The following is an 18,262-nucleotide window of genomic DNA, read 5'->3' on the forward strand; positions in this document are numbered from 1 at the left end:
AACAGATTCTGCAAAGAAGGTTTATGATGGAACTGCATTAACAGCTGGTGGTAAGGTAGAGGGTATTGTTTCTGGTGAAACAATAGAATTTACTGCTACTGGTAGTCGAACGGATGAAGGTACTTCAAAGAATACGTATAGTTTGAAGTGGAATGGATCAGCTATTGAGACAAACTACAAACTTGAAAAAGAATCTATCGGTGAATTAACTGTAAAGTCTAAGTCTATTATTCCTGATGAGCCTAATACTCCAGATGATAAGAAGACAGGTATTACAGTAAGTGATCCAAAGGATTCTAAGTATGATGGTCAAGAACACAGAGAAGTATTAACGGTTAAAGATACTAAGACTGGTAAAGATTTAATCGCAAATAAGGATTACACAGTAGTATATAGTGATGATTTAGTAAATGCTGGTACAGTAACTATTAAGGTTTCTGGATTAGGTAACTACAGTGGATCATTCACTAAGACGTACAAGATTACTAAGCGTTTAGTAACATTGACAAGTGCAACTGTAAGTAAGACTTATGATGGTCAAGCATTGACGAATACTTCAATCACAGTCAGTGGTGATGGATTTGTAGAAGGGGAAGGTGCTTCTTATGAGGTAACTGGAACTCAAACAAGTGTTGGAAATAGTGCAAACGCATTTGAATACAAATTAAATGAAAAGACATTAGCTTCTAACTACGATATTACTAAGGTTGTTGGTACATTAACAATTACAGCAGCTCCGGCTCCTGTAACTCCACCAACTCCAGTAAGTCCTCCTCCAGTAACACCTCGATACATTCAACAAGTAGTTCCTGCTTTAACTCCACAAGAGGAAGTTAAGAAGGAAAAGACGCCTAAGGCTGAGCCTAAGGAAGAAAAGGTTGAAAAGGAAAAGACGCCTAAGGCTAGACCAGAGAAATTCTGGGCATTAATCAACTTGATTTGTGCAATCGTAACCGTATTATTCGGATTATTATTGTTGATTTCTAAACGTCATAAATCTGAAGATGACGAAGAAGATGATGATGAAACAAAACAACAAACAAATAACGATGATGAATCTAACGAACAAGAAAAGAAACGTGGTGCATTCACTCGCGTACTTGCAGTTCTAATCGCAATCCTATCTGTTGTATTCTTCCTAGTAACAGAAGACTTAAGTCTTCGTTGGACTTGGACAGATCAATGGACAATTTGGATGGTTGTTATTGGATTCGTACAAATCGTAGTATTCTTCGTAGGACGTAAATGGAAAAACGTTGATGACGATGATGAAGAAGAAGCACAACAAGCTTAATGAAAGTCAATAATCACACAAAGGGGTAGCCTAGTGCTACTCCTTTTTGGTGTTGGTTATTTTTCTTGTTGTAAACATTCGTTCATAAGGTATATAATCAATAGTGAATGTAAAGGAAACAGTTATGAAAAAACAATTAACGCAGTTAATGCCTACGCTTGTAGTTATGGTCTTGATACTGGCATTGACTGTCGCAACATACAATATTAGTTTAAGACAAGAAGAAGAGGAATGTTTTAACCGGTTAGAAAATGCGAGTGAAACCATGGTTCAAAGTATTAAAAATCGTGTAAATGATGATTTGAATTATTTACGCTTGATTGGAAAAGATTTCTCAAATGAAGACCATTTACCTACATATGAAGAATATAAAGATCGACTGAGTACTTTTGAAGATGTATCTTTGTTTGAACGTGTTGATTTGTTGATGAAGAATAATACGTTATATACAATGCATGATGAGGTTCAACAAATTTATACTAATGAATTTTTAGTGTTAAATTCAACTGCGGAATATATGGATCGAGTTCATACAGATACTTTGACAAATAAACGAAGTGTGAATTATTACGTGCCTATTCTACAAAATGAAACGGTAGTCGCTTATTTAGTAGGAGTACTTCAATGTGACACATTGGATGATCAGTTTTATACAAAAATATTGAATGGAAAGACACACAACTCAATTATTGATACAACTGATGGACAGGTTGTGATGGATAATCAAGATATGAATATTGATAATATTGCTTCAGATACGGATTTTAAAATATTGTCGCCAAAAAAGAATGTTTTGAAACAAATTCATTCTTTAAAATCTGGTGTTGTCGCTTTTGAAAAAAATGGCGAAAAGAAATATCTTGTTTATAGACCAGTTGGAGTATACAATTGGGAACTTTTAGTTTTGGTAAATGAAGAGGATGCTTTTGCGAGTGTATTGACATTAAAGAACAATTATATGATCAGGGTCATCTGTGAAATTTTGATTCTCTTATTGTATTGTGGATTCTATATCACAAAAGTTCGCAGAATTTCTAAAAAATCGAATGAACTCACGGAAGATTTAAATGTATCCAATACATTAATTCAATGTGTTCGAAAATTATCGAATGATTTGTACAAAGAAAGTACCATTGATGAAATCCTTCGGATCATTTGTGAGTTTTATCAAGCTGAAAGGTGTTACGTATTAGATTTGGATATGGACAATAAAAAGGTAAATGGCATCTTTGAATATGGAAAACGACATGATGATATTCACATTGAAAATATGGTTCGATTGTGTTTAGAACATACAGATTTAATCAATCAATTCTTTGAAAATCAAAAATCTTATTATATAGAAGATGTGACTCATGAAATACCTTATACAAGTCCAATTTATGCGAGTTTTATGCAACAAAAGATTCATAGTATTATAGTTGTACCGTTTATGGATCATAAACAAATCAAAGGTGTTTTTGCGGTAGACAATCCAAAACAGAATTACTACCAAAAAGATTTCTTAGAATCTTTATGTTTCTTTATTAAAACGGCTATGGAAAGAGAAAAAGAGAAGACAAAATTAAAGAATTTAAGTTATGTAGATTCTTTAACTTATGCACAAAACCGCAATCACTTTAATGAATATATAGAACAAAATAGAAACAAAGAACTCCATTCTTTAGGTGTTATTTACTTAGATTTAAATGGACTTAAAGAAATCAATGATAAAATGGGACATATCGCAGGAGATACACTCATTATTTCGGCATCCTATGCTCTACAAGAAATCTTCTTAGATAATTCCTATCGTGTAGGTGGAGATGAGTTTGTGGTCATTGAACAAGATGTATCCGAACTCTTATTCTTTGATCAATATGCAAAATTATTGAAACGAATGAAGGAACTAGAAATCAGTGTTGCGACAGGTTGTGTATGGAAAGAAACTTGTCCAAATCTATCTGAAACTTTACAAGAAGCCGATCAAAAGATGTATGAAGATAAAAAGCGTTATTATTCTTTAGCTGAAAATGATCGAAGAAGACGATAAAAAAGATTGGAAATTAAACTCCAATCTTCTGTGTGTTTTTGAAATGAAGCTTTGCCACTTGGTAAAGCTTTTCTTTTCCAAATTTTTGTACGAATTTCTTGCCGCACACATCCACTTTGCTTCCGGCACCCTTCTCAAATTTGAAATCATATTTTTCTTCCATAAGATCCCACGTTTCTAGAAAGGCATTTCTTGCCAGGATACTCGCACAAGCTACTGCCAGGTATTTGTTTTCGGCCTTGGTTTCAAATGTGATACCCCGAATGACTTCAGGAAAGCCTTGTAAGTAGCGATAGTAACTTTTTTCTTGCACAAACTGATCAATAACAATCTGCTTAGGAAGCGTATATCCTTTATGTACCAAATTTACATAAGCCTGGTTATGCAGACGACACTTCATATCCACCATATTACAAGTATCATGCATGTCATTATATTTTGAATTGGGAACAATCAAAATACTATGTGGACACACTTCCTTAATGATAGGTGCAAGCTTACGAATCTTTACATCGTCCACCTGCTTTGAATCTTGAATGCCAAGATGTGCAAGTTTTTTACGAGCCTCTTTTGTGACAATGCAGCTAGCCACTACAACTGGACCAAAATAATCACCAGTACCCACTTCATCGCTGCCCGCTTGATCTTGTGCTTCACTATGCGTTTGTTTCGGTTCTAACCAAGAAAGATCGGCTCCCTGAAATACAACTTTACCACTTGTATATGCCGTAATCGAACATTCTTTCGTTTTGATTTGATAGTACGTATACTGTGGTGTACTTTCTTTTAATATAAATGGAGATAATCGATTTTTTAATTGAAAGATCTCTTCTTTTGTCATATTCTTTGTCAATGTTGCCATTTTAATCACCTTATTTAGTTTACCATAAATTTTGTGTTAAAATAGGTGAGAACGGAGTATTTTATGGAACAAAATTTTAGAAACGAATTAAACCAGGCCATTGATTTTTCAAGTGTATTAACACAGATTTCTGCGTTTTCTAGCTTTTCTTGCGCCAAAGATAAGATTTTAAATGCGTTGCCTGTATTTGATAAATTAGAAATACAAGAACAATTAAACTATGCCAAAGAAGCCATTCAGTTTGAACAAGCCGGAGGCTTACTTTCTTTATCAGGAGCAAATGATATTTCTTTACCAGTCTCAAAAGCTTCGAAACAGATGACACTAACAAGTAAAGAATTGATTTCGATCTACCATTTTTTAACGGCTGTCAAACAAGCCAAACAAAGCTTGGATTCATCGGATTATCCAGAACTGACAAATTTAGCTCAATCTATGGATGGATGTACACGTTTGATGGATTCAATCATTTCAAAGATTGATCTAACAGGATCGGTTAAAGAAGATGCGACTCCCGCATTAAAAAGTATGCATAAGGCGTTGGTAGATACGCGCTTAGCATTACAATCAAAATCAAGGCAGTTTTTAAAGAAGAACAGTTCAAAATTGATGGAAAATATGACGACAACTGTATCTGGACGTGTTGTTGTCTTGGTTCGTGCCCAAGACAAGAATGCCTTTGGCGGTATGATTCATGGACAATCCAGTTCAGGACTTGCCTATTATGTTGAACCATCCAGCTTTGTAGCTGATAATAATGAGATTTCTTCTTTGATGATTCGTATTGAAGAAGAAAAGAAACGAATTTGTAAGGAATTGTCGATGCAAGTTAAGAAAAATGCGTTGTCTTTAACTTCGGCATTAGAAACATTAACTGTAATCGATGTAGCTTTCACAAAGGCAAAATGGGCAGTACGCTATGATGGATGCATTCCATCTTTACAATCAAGAGATCACTCCATGTATTTAGAACATGCCAAACATCCTTTGATTGATGAAAAGAAAGTGGTTTGTAACACATATGAATTAAATGATAAACAAGCTTGCCTTATGATTTCAGGACCAAACATGGGAGGTAAGACAGTCACATTAAAGACAATGGGACTCTTTGTAGCTTTGGCCCATGCAGCCTTTCCCGTATTATGTCATAAAGCCATTTTACCATTCTATCAATCGATGTATTTTGACATTGGAGATCATCAGTCCATTGAAAATAACTTATCGACTTTCTCAAGTCATATTTCTCGTCTTTCTCATATTTGTCAGAAAAGCGATGAGAATAGTTTTATCTTATTGGATGAAATTGGAAATGGTACTGATCCATTAGAAGGAGCCAGTCTTGCGGTTGCGATTTTGGAGTATTTGATTTCAAAAAGAAGTACAATCATTACTTCAACTCACTATTCGCAGGTAAAAACATATGGAAAAGCGAATGATTCTGTATTAGTATCGAGTGTTGAGTTTAATCCAGAAACATTAAAGCCAACCTATAAATATATTCCTGGTGTATCTGGAGCAAGTTATGCCTTTCATATTGCCAGAGAATACAATTTAGAAGAGTCCATTTTAGAAAGAGCGGATTTTTTAAAGAATGAAAATGAAAAGCAGACAGAAAAAGAATTGGAGAAATTAGAAAAACTTCAAAATGATGTCTTGAAACAAAAGGAGCGTTTTAATCAATTGATTGAAGATGCGCACCGCGTTCAAAAGGAGGCTTACGAAAAAGAAAAAGAAATCGAAAAGCGTAAGGCCCAATTGGATGCATCGTATCAGGAACAATTGAATGAGATGCTCGAAAAGAAAAAGGCAGAGGCCAAAGAAATCTTAACTGTGCTTCGTAAAGAAAAGACGGGTAAGCAGCATAAGCAGATTGAAAAGATGCATGAACTGGATCTTTTAAATGAGCATGTTGAAGAAGTTGAAGACGATAAGAAAGAATTTAAGGTTGGTGATTATGTAAAAATCACAGGCTTGAATTCGCATGGTGAAATTGTGGATATTCGAAGAAATGAAGCTACCGTTTTAACGAATGGTATGAAGATGAAGGTGAAAATTTCGAAGTTGGAGCCTATGCATAAGCCACAAATCAAGAAAGCAACTTATAAAGCGCATGTAGAATCGGTATCCAGTCGTTTTCCTTTGGAGTTGAATCTAATTGGAATGCGTGTTGAAGAAGGTATTGCTGCTTTAGATAAATATTTAGATCAAGCTGTCGTTAAACACATTAAACAAGTACGTATCATTCATGGTATGGGTACGGGTGCTTTGCGTACAGCCGTTTGGAAGGATTTAAAGAAACAGCCAAATGTTTCTAAGTTTAACAGTGCCGGTCCAAGTGAAGGTGGACTTGGTGCGACGATCGTTATATTAAAGTAGGGGATAAAATGAGTGTTTCTAAACATCTACAAGATAAATTAGCCTTACTTCCAGATTCTCCTGGATGTTACATCATGAAAGATGAAAATCAGAATATATTGTATGTGGGTAAGGCCAAAGTATTAAAGAATCGTGTGCGTTCTTATTTTCATGGTACCCACAACAATAAGACGACGCGTTTAGTGTCGCACATTCGTGATTTTGAATTTATCGTGACGGGCAGTGAAAAAGAGGCTTTATTATTAGAAATCAATTTAATAAAAAAACATACGCCACCTTACAATATCATGTTTATGGATGATAAGACATATCCATATATTGAGATCACAAAAGAGAATAATTTTGTGGTACGTACAACACGAAATATCAAAAATAAAAAGAGTGAATATTTTGGGCCGTATCCAAGTAGCCAATCGGCTTATGAAATTGTGAGATTGATTAATCAGATCTTTTGTGTACGTAAATGTCGTCATATTCCAGATTCTCCGTGTTTGTACTATCACATGCACCAATGTCTAGGACCTTGTATTCATGAGATTGATCCTAAGGAAAACGAAATGACGCGTAAAAAAATTAAGAAGTTTTTGCAGGGAGACACCAAAGAGGTGATGGATTCTTTGCAGGCTAAAATGATGGAGGCCAGTGAAAACTTGCAGTTTGAAAAAGCGCAGGAAATCTATAATACGATCCAAGCCTTAGAGCATGTCATTGAAAAACAGACGATTGACTTTAAAGATCGTGCGAATCGTGATGTATTTGGATATTATGTGGATTCTGGATACATTTCTTTTCAAGGTTTCTTTATTCGTCAAGGAAAATTATTGGAAAGAAATATGTCAATTACACCGTTGTATGAAGATGAGATGGATGCCTTTACTAGCTTTATCATGCAGTATTATGAAAAAAATGTGGTGCCAAAAGAAATTTTGGTGCCGTCTGGAACGCCAGTGGATGTTTTAAAGGAAGCTTTAAATACGAATGTGCATATTCCGGTTCGTGGTGAAAAAAAGAAGCTGATTGATTTGGTTTATAAAAATGCCAAGGAAGCACATGAACAGAAGTTTAAACTGGTATTTCGTAAGGATAATGAGTTGCGTCAGGCCAATGAAATGTTGTCAAAAATATTCAATGCGGATATTCATACGGTAGAAATGTTTGATAACTCCCACATCCAAGGTACGTTTAATGTGAGTGGTTTGGTTGTCTTTAAGGATGGCTTACCCGATAAGAATTCATATCGTCATTATAAATTAGATGGGTATCGCAGTGATGTGGACAGTATGAAAGAAGTCATTTATCGAAGATACTTTCGATTGTTGAAAGAACATCTACCGATGCCAGATTTATTGTTGGTGGATGGTGGTGCTGCACAGATTGCGGCGGCCAAAGAAATTATAGATATGTTGCAGCTTGATTTAAGAGTAGCAGGACTTGTAAAGGATGATAAGCATGCGACAAGAGCATTGATGGATGTAAATTTAAATGAAATTCCCATTGATTCCAAGTCGAGCTTATTCTTCTTATTAACACGTATGCAGGATGAAGTGCATCGCTTTGCGATTTCGTATCATAGAAAACTTCGAGATCAGTCTATGACAAAATCTGTATTGGATACGGTGAGCGGTATTGGGCCTAAGCGTAAAAAGGAATTGTTGAAGCATTTTAAAAGCATGAAGCAGATGCGTCTTGCGAGTGTAGAACAATTGAGTGAAGTGATTCCAGAAGATGTGGCTAAGATTCTATATGCTCGTTTGCATGAGATTTAATAGTCTAGTATAATGGGGTGCGTGAGGTACTTATTTTGATTAGTAAAAAAGAATTGCGAGCACGTATTTTATTGATTGTGGTTTGTCTAGCGGTGGGCTTATATTGTCTATATACCATGGATAAATCGTATGATCCTTTAGCTCGATATCCGTATACGACCGATGAAAATCGTGATGTTTTATTAAAATATCTAGATAGTGATGATATTGATTATTTGGTAAATCAACATATTTCACCGGATAAATTTATGGATTTTATAGAGTTGAAAGATTTCAATTTAAAAAATACGTTATATTATAAAGAAGCCAAGGAAACGCAGGATGCAGATAATGAATATATCGTCAATTTTGTGAATCGTTTTCGAAAAAATTTTTCGTATGATTCTTTAAAACAATTGTTGATGCACTATTCATATATTGATTTAACGACGTTCTATGAAAACGAAGCTGTATTATATTCAGATTTAAGATTGATTGCTGATCCAACCAATCCGTATGCCGTATTAAATCAGGAAAATACGGTATATAAGTATATACCAGAAAAGATTACGACATTTAATACGATCTTAGTTCAAACATGTATGGTCGAAGATCTAACGAATATGTTAGATTCGTATGCGTCTGTTATGGATGGGCAGGATCATTTGAATTTGGTCAGTGGTTATTTGAATTATGAACAAATTCTAGATCAATATGTCAACGCATCCAAAGAATATGAGGGTGTTGACCGCTATATGTTTAGTGCCGGTAAAAATGAGCAGCAACTCGGGTATACGATCGTTTTAGAGGGTCAGGATGAATGGATCAATCTATGCAGGCAATATGTCGATGATGAATATGATTATTCAAAAGTCGAAGAAGAATTGTCTGAAGAAAGTAAAAAGCGTATGGAATGGATTGAAGAAAATGCGTATCGCTATGGTTTTGTAGTTCGTTACCAACAAGAACAAGAAAAGAAGACGGGACATTGGTATCAGCCTTTTATGCTTCGTTATGTGGGTGTAAAAACCGCAAAAATCATGCATGATAGCGGTAAGGGCATGGAACAAATGTCATTTCCGGATGAATTGGAGTAAAAGACTTTATGGAAATAGTTGTTGTGAGTGATTCTCATGGAAGAAACGATATATTAAAAACGATCCAGGAAAAACATCCAAACGCGAAATTGTTTATTCATTGTGGTGATTTAGAGGATGATCCGATGAATTATCCGGGCTATATCATTGTGCGTGGAAACAATGATTATTTTGGTCGTTTTGAAAATGAAAGAATCATACCGATTGGTAAACATCAAATTTATGTAACACATTCTCATCGGTTCTCATATTTTTTAAGAAGTGAACAATTGGTGAATCGTGCTAAAGAATTGAATTGTGACATTGTATGCTTTGGACATACACACGTATCCTTTTTAGATCGTGTCGATGGTGTTACATTAGTAAATCCAGGATCTTTATCGCATTCTAGAGATGGAAAGCCATGTAGCTATGCGATTTTAGATATAAATGAAGATGACGTTCAGGTTGAATTCAAATTTGAGCCTGAGTGGTAAGAAAGAGGGAAGTTTTATGTACAAAATAAGCGAATTATATGATTTAGATCATACTTTGGCAAAGGATTATTTAGCAAAGTTTGAATATCCTTGGCAAGCTTTGTCGGGAATCAAAGACTTGATTTTAGAACTAGGTAAAAACTTAGGAGAAGATTATGTGGAAGTCAAAGAACATGTATGGGTACACAAGAGTGCCAATGTCTTTGAAAGTGCATATCTAGGAGCTCCATGCATCATTGGTCCTGAAACAGAGGTTCGTCATTGTGCCTTTGTACGTGGAAGTGCTTTGGTGGGCGCAAACTGCGTGGTTGGAAATAGTGTGGAATTAAAGAACTGTATTTTATTTGACAATGTAGAAACACCTCACTACAACTATGTAGGAGATAGTATTCTTGGATATCATTCTCACTTGGGTGCTGGGGGTATCACAAGTAATTTAAAGAGTGCTCGTGACAATATCATCTTAAGAAGAAAAGATGAAAATTATAATGTGGTTGAAGAATTTGAAACAGGGTTAAGAAAAATTGGTGCCTTTATGGGTGACTATGTAGAAGTTGGATGTAACTCTGTACTTTGTCCAGGAACGATTATTGGTCCACACACAAATGTATATCCACTATCTCGTGTGCGTGGTCAGATTGCGGCAAATTCAATCTTTAAAGATGCTTCACACGTGACTTTAAAGGATTAATCTTACGAACTTGTAATTTTACAAGTTCTTTTTCTTATGTTAATGTTTAGATATGAAAAAGTTTGTTAAGTTTATATTTAAATTATTATTAATCTTGATTATTGCCTTTGTAGGCATCTTTTTTGGTAAAGGATATTGGGGTTATTTAGAATTAACGCAATCTCAATCTGTGGATGATGTGGTAAGTGAAGTCACATCTAGATCTACTTTTGTCGGATATGATGATTTATCACCTGAACTCGTACGAGCAACGGTGGCAATAGAAGATCGTCGTTTTTATGATCATGGAGGCGTTGATTATATTGGGCTTATGCGTGCACTTGTATCCCAATTTGATGATGATCTATTAAAGAGTGGTGGTTCTACGATTACGCAGCAATTGGCTAAAAATTTATATGGTATGTTTGATGGTACGTGGGATCGTAAAAGTACAGAATTATTTGTAGCTCGTTATTTGGAGAAGCATTATTCTAAAAATGAAATCATTGCCCTATATGTGAATGTGATCAATTATGGAAATAACTATACTGGTATCTATGAAGCAAGTTATGGTTATTTTGATACAGATCCAGAAGATCTGACCATAGCTCAGGCTTCTTTACTTGCAGGAATTCCCCAATCGCCAAACAATTATGAATTAGTTTATCATTTTGCCCAAGCCAAACAAAAACAATATGCCGTATTAAAGGCGATGGCTGAGTGTGGCTATATTTCAGAAAGTGATATTGCGACATATTATAATGCATCTGTTTAATGGATGCATTTTTTTTGTTTGCTTTGTGATGATAGAATATTGACAAAATACTATCACATGATATGATTATGATAGGAATAATCAAAAATGCCATCATTTTCTTGGAGGTGAAAATCTTGATTGATAAATCAGAAATTGCTGATTATCTCAGTAGAGCAAAGAAATTGATAGTTCAGAATAAATTTTGTATTGCGTTAAATTCAAACAGAATGACAAATTTATCGTTGCTTGATGAGTATTTAATTGATGAAGAGCGAATTAAGATCATATTATTAGATTTAACAGAAGATGATTTCTGTGAAAAAGTTCAAAATAAACATGTTCAATTTCAACATGAATGGCTATATATCTTTGGAAAAGAGATTTCTTTAATGAAGAGGTATGAAAAAAAAGTGAAGTGGTTCCTTTATACATCAAGTTTAATATGATTGAAAACAAATTTGTGATCGTCATATCATTTCATAAACAAAAGTATCCACTCGTTTATTATTTTCGATAACATATAAAAAGGAGGCAGTATTGTATGCAAAGAGAAACAGGATTTTGTGTAGAGTGCAGGGATGTCACATCTTATACATTACAGAAGAAGTTGGTGAAAAAGATGATTCGCGGTGAAGAATTAACTTTTGAAATTACTTGTGCTATTTGTGATCGATGTGGTGAATTCATGAGTGTTCCTGGTATTATTGATTTAAATGTACGTGAAGTCGATGAACAATATAGGAAATTAAAGGATTTAGTGACTATTGAGGATATTTATACTTTAATGAAGCTCTATAATATTGGCAAGGCACCTTTATCAATCGTATTAGGATTTGGTGAAATAACGATTACTCGCTATCTATTAGGACAGGTTCCATCTAAAGAATATTCAGATGTGATTCGTAATGCATTGTTTTCTCCTGAATATATGGAACAAAAAATGCTCGAAAATAAAGATAAAATTGCGATGAGTGCCTTCAAAAAGTCTATGACGAAAGTAAACGAGTTAAAAAATATATTTACTGTTTCGAATAAAATGATTGGTGTTATATCCTATATTTTTGAAAGAATGGATGAAGTGACACCGTTAATGCTTCAAAAGCTGTTGTATTATATACAGGGATTTTCGTTTGCGTTAAATGATAGAGAAATGTTTATAGAAAATTGTGAGGCATGGGTGCATGGACCTGTATATAAAGATGTATATAATATTTTTAAACATTTTAGGTATAATGTGATTGATGATCCGAAGTTTGTAATGTTTGAAGGGTACAAAAAGTATTTGGATGATAAAGATAAATATATTATAGATTTAGTGGTGAATACATTTGGTCAATATGGTGGTAAAATTTTAGAAAAAACAACGCATAAAGAAAGTCCTTGGTTATTTGCGCGTAATGGCTATAGTGACAATGTACCTTCCAACGAAATAATTTCGAAGGAAACGATTAAAGAATATTTTCATGAATTAATAAATGAATATGATATTTCAAAAGAAGAAAACATTAACAAATATATATTAAACTTAAGTAATATTATTTGATGCATCTGTTTAGGATGCATTTTTTTGTGTCGATAGAATTTCTAGTGGCTTTTTTTAAAAAATCCTTGCATGGCATTCTATCTTTTGGTATAATAGTTAAGCAATGCCCGGGTGGTGAAATTGGTAGACGCAGTGGACTCAAAATCCACCGGTAGCGATACCGTGCCGGTTCGAGTCCGGCCCTGGGCACCATTTTTAAAATTAAATATTTGTTTTTTGCCCGGGTGGTGAAATTGGTAGACGCAGTGGACTCAAAATCCACCGGTAGCGATACCGTGCCGGTTCGAGTCCGGCCCTGGGCACCATTTTTAAAATTAAATATTTGTTTTTTGCCCGGGTGGTGAAATTGGTAGACGCAGTGGACTCAAAATCCACCGGTAGCGATACCGTGCCGGTTCGAGTCCGGCCCTGGGCACCATTTTGAATTATTGATCAAGTTTATCGGGCTTGATCTTTTTTTATGATATAATTTTGATTGAGTTGGAGGATTACATATGAAAGTATTAGTTGGATTAAGTGGTGGTGTAGATTCTGCCGTTGCAGCTTATTTATTAAAGAAACAAGGATATGATGTGACTTGTTGTTTTATGCGTAACTGGGATAGTTTTGCGAATAATGATATTGCAGGAAATCCTACAATCAAAGATGATACTTGTCCTCAGGAACAGGATTATTTAGATGCGCTGGCAGTTGCCAATCATTTGGATTTGCCTTTACAGCGTGTTGATTTTATTGAAGAATATTGGGATAACGTATTTAAAACGTTCTTAAGTGAATATGAAAAGGGTCGTACGCCAAATCCAGATATTTTATGTAATAAATATATTAAGTTTGATTCATTTTTTGAATATGCCATGAAACAAGGTTTTGATAAGGTGGCTACAGGGCATTATGCTTCAAACAAAGAGGAAGAGAATGGCTTTACATATTTAACACGTGCTAAAGACCAGAATAAAGACCAGACATATTTCTTATGTCAGGTTGAAAAGAGTAAGGTGGCTAAAACGATTTTTCCTTTGGCAAATTTAGAAAAACCAGAAATTCGTAAGATAGCTTCTGAATTAAACTTAGAATCGGTTGCGACAAAGAAAGATAGTACGGGTATTTGTTTCATTGGAGAAAGAAACTTCAGACAATTCTTATCGAACTATCTTCCTAGTAAAGATGGTGACATTGTAGATGTGAATACAGGTAAAGTCATTGCACGTCATGTGGGCGTTTTATATTACACGATTGGACAAAGAAAAGGTTTAAATATTGATCATGAAAAGGGTCCTTGGTTTGTGGTTGGAAAAGATGTTGTGAAGAACATTCTTTATGTATGCCGTACAGACCAAAGAGATTTATTGTATTCCGATTCTTGTATTGTAAAAGGAATCAACTGGATCTTGCCAAGTTTGGATGAGATTCCAACAAAATGTACTTGTAAATTTAGATATCGTCAAAAAGATCAGGATATTGAAATCGAAAGATTGGATGATACAAGTGTGTTAGTAAAATATCCACAAACGATTGCGTCTGTTACAGAAGGACAGGAAGCTGTATTCTACGATGGTGACAAGTGCATTGGTGGGGGTGTCATTGAAGAAGTCTTCAAGGATGGCAAGAATTTAAATCAATTGATTATGGAGACAGCCAATGGACATCGAGGCTAGGCTTGAATATATCATATTTGAAAATAAAGCCAATCATTATGTCGTTGCTGGTTTTTCAGAATTAAAGACGTATCATAATTTTACAGCGGCGGGAAGAATTGAAAATCCAATCGAAGATCAAGAATATGTTTTGCAGGGGGAATATGTGAAACACCCTAAGTATGGGGAGCAGTTTCGTGTGGATATGGCTAAAAAGAAATTGCCAGATAATTCGGATGCGATCATTCATTTTCTTTGTGGTGAAAATTTTCCTACGATTGGTAAAAAAACAGCCGAAAGTATTTATGAGACTCTTGGCGAGAATTGTTTAGAGAAGATTCATAATAATCCAGAACTTTTACATGAAGTGCCCAATTTGACTGCCAAAAAGATATTGATTATTCAAAAGGGCATTCAAGAATTTACAGGATTTAATGAGACATATGCAAAGCTATTAAAGTATGGCTTGAGTCCAAGACAGATTCAGATGTTATTGGACACATATGATAATGTGTTGGATGTGATTGAAGAGGATTGTTTCAAACCTTATTATGAAGTGTATGGTTTTGGATATAAAACCGCTTGTAAGATGGCAAGTGCCATAGGCTTATCCAATGAGGATCCAAGAAGATTAGATGCCTATATCTATGAGTTGGCTAGACAACTATCTATGGCAACTGGAAATACATATATTACATTTGCGACAATCTTTCAAAATGTACGTGGTGTAAATGAATCCTTGATTCAGGAAAGTATTGATCGTTTGGTTTCACTTCAATATTTGTATGTTGAAAATACTCGAATCTACCCTTTTACTTTACATGAAGATGAGGTCACGATTGCCAAAGAGTTGAAAAATCATTTATTTGAAGTGGAAAGTGTGGATGTTGAATCAAAAATCAAACAAGTGGAGTTTAGTTTAGCCATTACATATGATCAGGAACAAAAGGATGCGATTCAATTGTTCTTCGATCGTTCGTTCATGATTTTAACGGGTGGTCCAGGTACTGGTAAGACAACGACGGTAAAAGGAATCTTGGAAATTTGTAAGGATGTATATCCAGATAGTAAGATTCAGCTTTGTGCACCAACAGGAAGAGCTTCAAAGCGACTTGCACAACTTTCAAATTGTGATTCAAGAACCATTCATTCCTTGTTACAGTGGAACTTAGAAGATAATTCCTTCGGCAAAAATGAAGAGGATCCATTAGATGTCGACTTCATTATTGTGGATGAGTTTAGTATGGTGGATACACACTTGTTTGCCCAATTATTAAAGGCACTGCCACAGCGTTGTCGCATTCTTTTAATTGGTGATGAAGATCAGTTAGAGAGTGTGGGTCCTGGAAAGGTGTTAGAAGATCTAATTAAATCGGATGTGATTGATACGGTCCATTTAAAGAAGATTTTTAGACAGTCAAGTGGTTCTGGAATCGTGACTTTGGCAAAAGAAATTCGTGAAGAAACTACGTGTCATTATGAGGATGGTGTTGAGTTTATTGAAAGAACAACGCCAAAAATCATGGATGCCCTAATCGATTATGTCAAAGATATGGATCTAGATTCCATGCAGATCTTGGCACCAATGTATAAGGGTGCTGCTGGCATTGATGAGATCAATCGTCAGATGCAGGTGTTGTTCAATCCAAAAAGTCCACAAAAGAATCAGATGAAGGTAGGAACAACAATCTTTCGTGAAAACGATAAGGTCATGTTGTTGAAGAATTTACCGGATGAAGATGTTTACAATGGGGATATTGGTACGATTGTTGAAATTGATTCAAAACAGAATGTGATTTCAGTGGATTTCACAAATACGATTGTTGATTTTTCAACGGACTTTCTATATTACTTAAAACACGCATGGTGTATCAGTGTTCATAAATCTCAAGGTAATGAATATCAGACGGTATTCTGTATTGTGGATGTGAATGCGAAAAATATGTTAGAAAAGCGTCTTTTATATACGGCAATCTCGCGTGCTAAAAAACAGCTTTTTATTATTGGCAATAAGAGCTTATTTGAAACGCAGGTGCGCTTAAAATTAAAGCGTATTCGTCAAACATCATTGCAGGAAAGAATTAATGAAGTAACTGAAAAAATTTTTTAGGCAAAAAAGTAACTGAAAAAATAAAACCAAAAAATCGGATTTTGGTCCAGATGAATTTAAAGTGATAAGAGAAATCATTTTGGCTCATCCAAGATTGCAAAAAAAAGAAAGATAGGTCAAATGGCTTGTGTTATTTTGCAGCATTTATTATGGGGCTTTTTGCACTAGGAACTTTTTTAGACCGTTTTATTTTAGACTGTTTTATTGAATATACATTAATTTTTCTAGCATTTGCCATATTCTTTATATGGTTCGCAAAAGTGAGTATATATTTAGAATAGGATTTAGTTTTTAAAGTAATTCAAAATAAAGCCTTTGATAATTTAAAAAATGGAACAATTGAGTATATATTTGATTCAGATGGAGTTACAACAATATTTGAACCTGAGTATGTTACAAGTAAATATAAATGGGACGCATTTCAATGGTGGTGTGTGTTTAAAAATTATATTTATTTACAAACCAGTACTAAAAAAATAGTATTGGTGAAAAAAAGCAATTTAACTCCAGAAGATTATGAGAGTTTAATTTCACTTTTGAGCACTCATGTTCAACAAAAAGAAATATGCCATTAATTTTGGATATGGAAAGTTTCTATTAAAGAACTCTTGATAAGCAGTGTACGAAAGTTATTTGAAACGATGAATAAAGGGTATCTGACTATTTAGTGATTTTGTTGTTTCATGGACAAAAAAGAAGTATGATTTCAAATTTGGACATACTTCTTTTACTTTTAAACTATAGAAGTCTAAAGGTTTCTAGTTATGATAGCTCACGAAAAGTTTACAGTTGCTTGGAGTGTGGCTAAATATAGGTTATAATATAGCCACAAGAAAGGAGCTGATTTTATGCAGATTATTCCAATGCGGGATTTGAAAAATACAGTTGAAGTAGAACGCCTCTGTGCAGAAGAAAATGGTCCAGTATTCGTAACCAAGAATGGATATGGCAGATTGGTTGTTATGGACATCGATTATTATGAAAAAACTATGAGAAAGATGTATGAAGCAAAAACTATTTTGGAAGGTTTGGAAGATGCAAAATCCGGAAACACCGTAGACGGAGACACTGCAATTTCTAATGTAAGGAGCAAGTATGGCATCTAAATTTGGATATCGGTTGACCAAAAGAGCAGAATCTGATTTAGATGGGATTGTCTCGTATATCGCAGTTGTACTCGCAAATCCACAGGCTGCATCTGATTTTGTAGATAAGCTGCAGGATAATATTGAAGAAACAAGAGCTTTTCCTGAAAGTGGTTCTCTTGTACATAATGAATTTTTACAAGTAGAAAATGTGCGAAGGAAACTTGTTGGAAATTATATCATGTACTATCTTCCAGATATGGGAGAAAAAATAATTTACATTCTACGTATTGTATATGGCAAACGGAATATGGATGCAATTCTTAAAAAGCTGGATATTTGATCATATATGCACCTATCACGGGTTAAGCAGAAGCTACTAAAGGATGCCATCGACAAAAATGAGGATGATCTATACTTTTACACCCAATTATTAAAGGCACTTCCATAGCGTTATCACATTTTTTTGATTGGTAATGAATATCAAATGGTATTCTGTATTGCGAAAAATATGTTAGAAAAGCGTCTTTTATATACGGCAATCTCGCGTGCTAAAAAACAGCTTTTTATTATTGGCAATA

The 18,262-nt window shown here is 34.6% G+C and carries 16 protein-coding genes, 3 tRNA genes and 1 pseudogene; 19 read left to right on the forward strand and 1 reads right to left on the reverse strand.

Features of this window, described 5'->3' with window-relative positions; all coding sequences use genetic code 11:
- Together NE544_RS09980 and NE544_RS09985 are read left to right on the forward strand one after the other, a co-directional pair.
- Window positions 1-1,294 (forward strand): annotated as a pseudogene (locus NE544_RS09980) (hypothetical protein); the annotation flags it as partial.
- A 124-nt stretch (window positions 1,295-1,418) separates the two neighbouring features.
- Window positions 1,419-3,326 carry a diguanylate cyclase domain-containing protein gene (locus tag NE544_RS09985; RefSeq protein ID WP_256269230.1) on the forward strand — a complete coding sequence of 636 codons (1,908 nt, stop codon included), beginning with the start codon at window positions 1,419-1,421 and terminating at the stop codon, window positions 3,324-3,326.
- A gap of 13 nt (window positions 3,327-3,339) precedes the next feature.
- On the opposite strand, the gene rnhC is transcribed toward NE544_RS09985, so the two are convergent.
- Window positions 3,340-4,188, reverse strand: coding sequence for a ribonuclease HIII (gene rnhC, locus NE544_RS09990; protein ID WP_256269231.1), 849 nt, complete (start codon window positions 4,186-4,188; stop codon window positions 3,340-3,342).
- A gap of 63 nt (window positions 4,189-4,251) precedes the next feature.
- Between rnhC and NE544_RS09995 the strand changes: the two genes are divergently transcribed.
- The 17 genes from NE544_RS09995 to NE544_RS12345 form a co-directional block, all read left to right on the forward strand.
- A complete protein-coding gene (locus NE544_RS09995; protein WP_256269232.1) occupies window positions 4,252-6,564 on the forward strand; it encodes an endonuclease MutS2 in 2,313 nt (770 codons plus the stop codon).
- Window positions 6,565-6,572: 8 nt separating this feature from the next.
- A complete protein-coding gene (gene uvrC, locus NE544_RS10000; protein WP_256269233.1) occupies window positions 6,573-8,330 on the forward strand; it encodes an excinuclease ABC subunit UvrC in 1,758 nt (585 codons plus the stop codon).
- A gap of 35 nt (window positions 8,331-8,365) precedes the next feature.
- Window positions 8,366-9,406 carry a D-alanyl-D-alanine carboxypeptidase family protein gene (locus tag NE544_RS10005; RefSeq protein ID WP_256269234.1) on the forward strand — a complete coding sequence of 347 codons (1,041 nt, stop codon included), beginning with the start codon at window positions 8,366-8,368 and terminating at the stop codon, window positions 9,404-9,406.
- Between the two features lie 8 nt (window positions 9,407-9,414).
- Window positions 9,415-9,882 carry a metallophosphoesterase gene (locus NE544_RS10010; protein WP_227993377.1) on the forward strand — a complete coding sequence of 156 codons (468 nt, stop codon included), beginning with the start codon at window positions 9,415-9,417 and terminating at the stop codon, window positions 9,880-9,882.
- Between the two features lie 16 nt (window positions 9,883-9,898).
- Window positions 9,899-10,573 carry a UDP-N-acetylglucosamine pyrophosphorylase gene (locus NE544_RS10015; RefSeq protein ID WP_117571290.1) on the forward strand — a complete coding sequence of 225 codons (675 nt, stop codon included), beginning with the start codon at window positions 9,899-9,901 and terminating at the stop codon, window positions 10,571-10,573.
- Window positions 10,574-10,625: 52 nt separating this feature from the next.
- Window positions 10,626-11,327 (forward strand): biosynthetic peptidoglycan transglycosylase, encoded by a 702-nt coding sequence (locus NE544_RS10020; protein ID WP_256269235.1) that lies wholly within the window; start codon window positions 10,626-10,628, stop codon window positions 11,325-11,327.
- A 116-nt stretch (window positions 11,328-11,443) separates the two neighbouring features.
- Window positions 11,444-11,755 carry a hypothetical protein gene (locus NE544_RS10025; protein ID WP_256269236.1) on the forward strand — a complete coding sequence of 104 codons (312 nt, stop codon included), beginning with the start codon at window positions 11,444-11,446 and terminating at the stop codon, window positions 11,753-11,755.
- A gap of 95 nt (window positions 11,756-11,850) precedes the next feature.
- Complete coding sequence (locus tag NE544_RS10030) at window positions 11,851-12,852, forward strand: type II toxin-antitoxin system antitoxin SocA domain-containing protein (RefSeq protein ID WP_256269237.1); 1,002 nt, start codon at window positions 11,851-11,853, stop codon at window positions 12,850-12,852.
- Between the two features lie 105 nt (window positions 12,853-12,957).
- A tRNA-Leu gene (locus NE544_RS10035) sits at window positions 12,958-13,044 on the forward strand.
- Window positions 13,045-13,070: 26 nt separating this feature from the next.
- A tRNA-Leu gene (locus tag NE544_RS10040) sits at window positions 13,071-13,157 on the forward strand.
- A 26-nt stretch (window positions 13,158-13,183) separates the two neighbouring features.
- A tRNA-Leu gene (locus NE544_RS10045) sits at window positions 13,184-13,270 on the forward strand.
- 76 nt (window positions 13,271-13,346) lie between these two features.
- Window positions 13,347-14,507 carry a tRNA 2-thiouridine(34) synthase MnmA gene (gene mnmA, locus NE544_RS10050; protein WP_227993390.1) on the forward strand — a complete coding sequence of 387 codons (1,161 nt, stop codon included), beginning with the start codon at window positions 13,347-13,349 and terminating at the stop codon, window positions 14,505-14,507.
- Window positions 14,491-16,596: an ATP-dependent RecD-like DNA helicase gene (locus tag NE544_RS10055; RefSeq protein WP_256269238.1), complete on the forward strand. Its 2,106-nt coding sequence runs from the start codon at window positions 14,491-14,493 to the stop codon at window positions 16,594-16,596. The genes mnmA and NE544_RS10055 overlap by 17 nt, the downstream gene beginning before the upstream one ends.
- Window positions 16,597-16,943: 347 nt before the next feature.
- On the forward strand, window positions 16,944-17,171 hold the full coding sequence (locus NE544_RS12340; RefSeq protein WP_370866106.1) for a YcxB family protein: 228 nt from the start codon (window positions 16,944-16,946) through the stop codon (window positions 17,169-17,171).
- A gap of 273 nt (window positions 17,172-17,444) precedes the next feature.
- Window positions 17,445-17,702, forward strand: a complete 258-nt coding sequence (locus NE544_RS10060; RefSeq protein WP_118116621.1) for a type II toxin-antitoxin system Phd/YefM family antitoxin — start codon at window positions 17,445-17,447, stop codon at window positions 17,700-17,702.
- Window positions 17,692-18,024, forward strand: a complete 333-nt coding sequence (locus tag NE544_RS10065; RefSeq protein WP_118116623.1) for a type II toxin-antitoxin system RelE/ParE family toxin — start codon at window positions 17,692-17,694, stop codon at window positions 18,022-18,024. Before NE544_RS10060 ends, NE544_RS10065 begins: the two co-directional genes overlap by 11 nt.
- Before the next feature lie 123 nt (window positions 18,025-18,147).
- A partial coding sequence (locus tag NE544_RS12345; RefSeq protein WP_370866107.1) for an ATP-binding domain-containing protein occupies window positions 18,148-18,262 on the forward strand: 115 nt, incomplete at its 3' end.

The sequence above is a fragment of the Holdemanella sp. MSK.7.32 genome, from assembly GCF_024460475.1.
Lineage (GTDB): Bacteria > Bacillota_I > Bacilli_A > Erysipelotrichales > Erysipelotrichaceae > Holdemanella.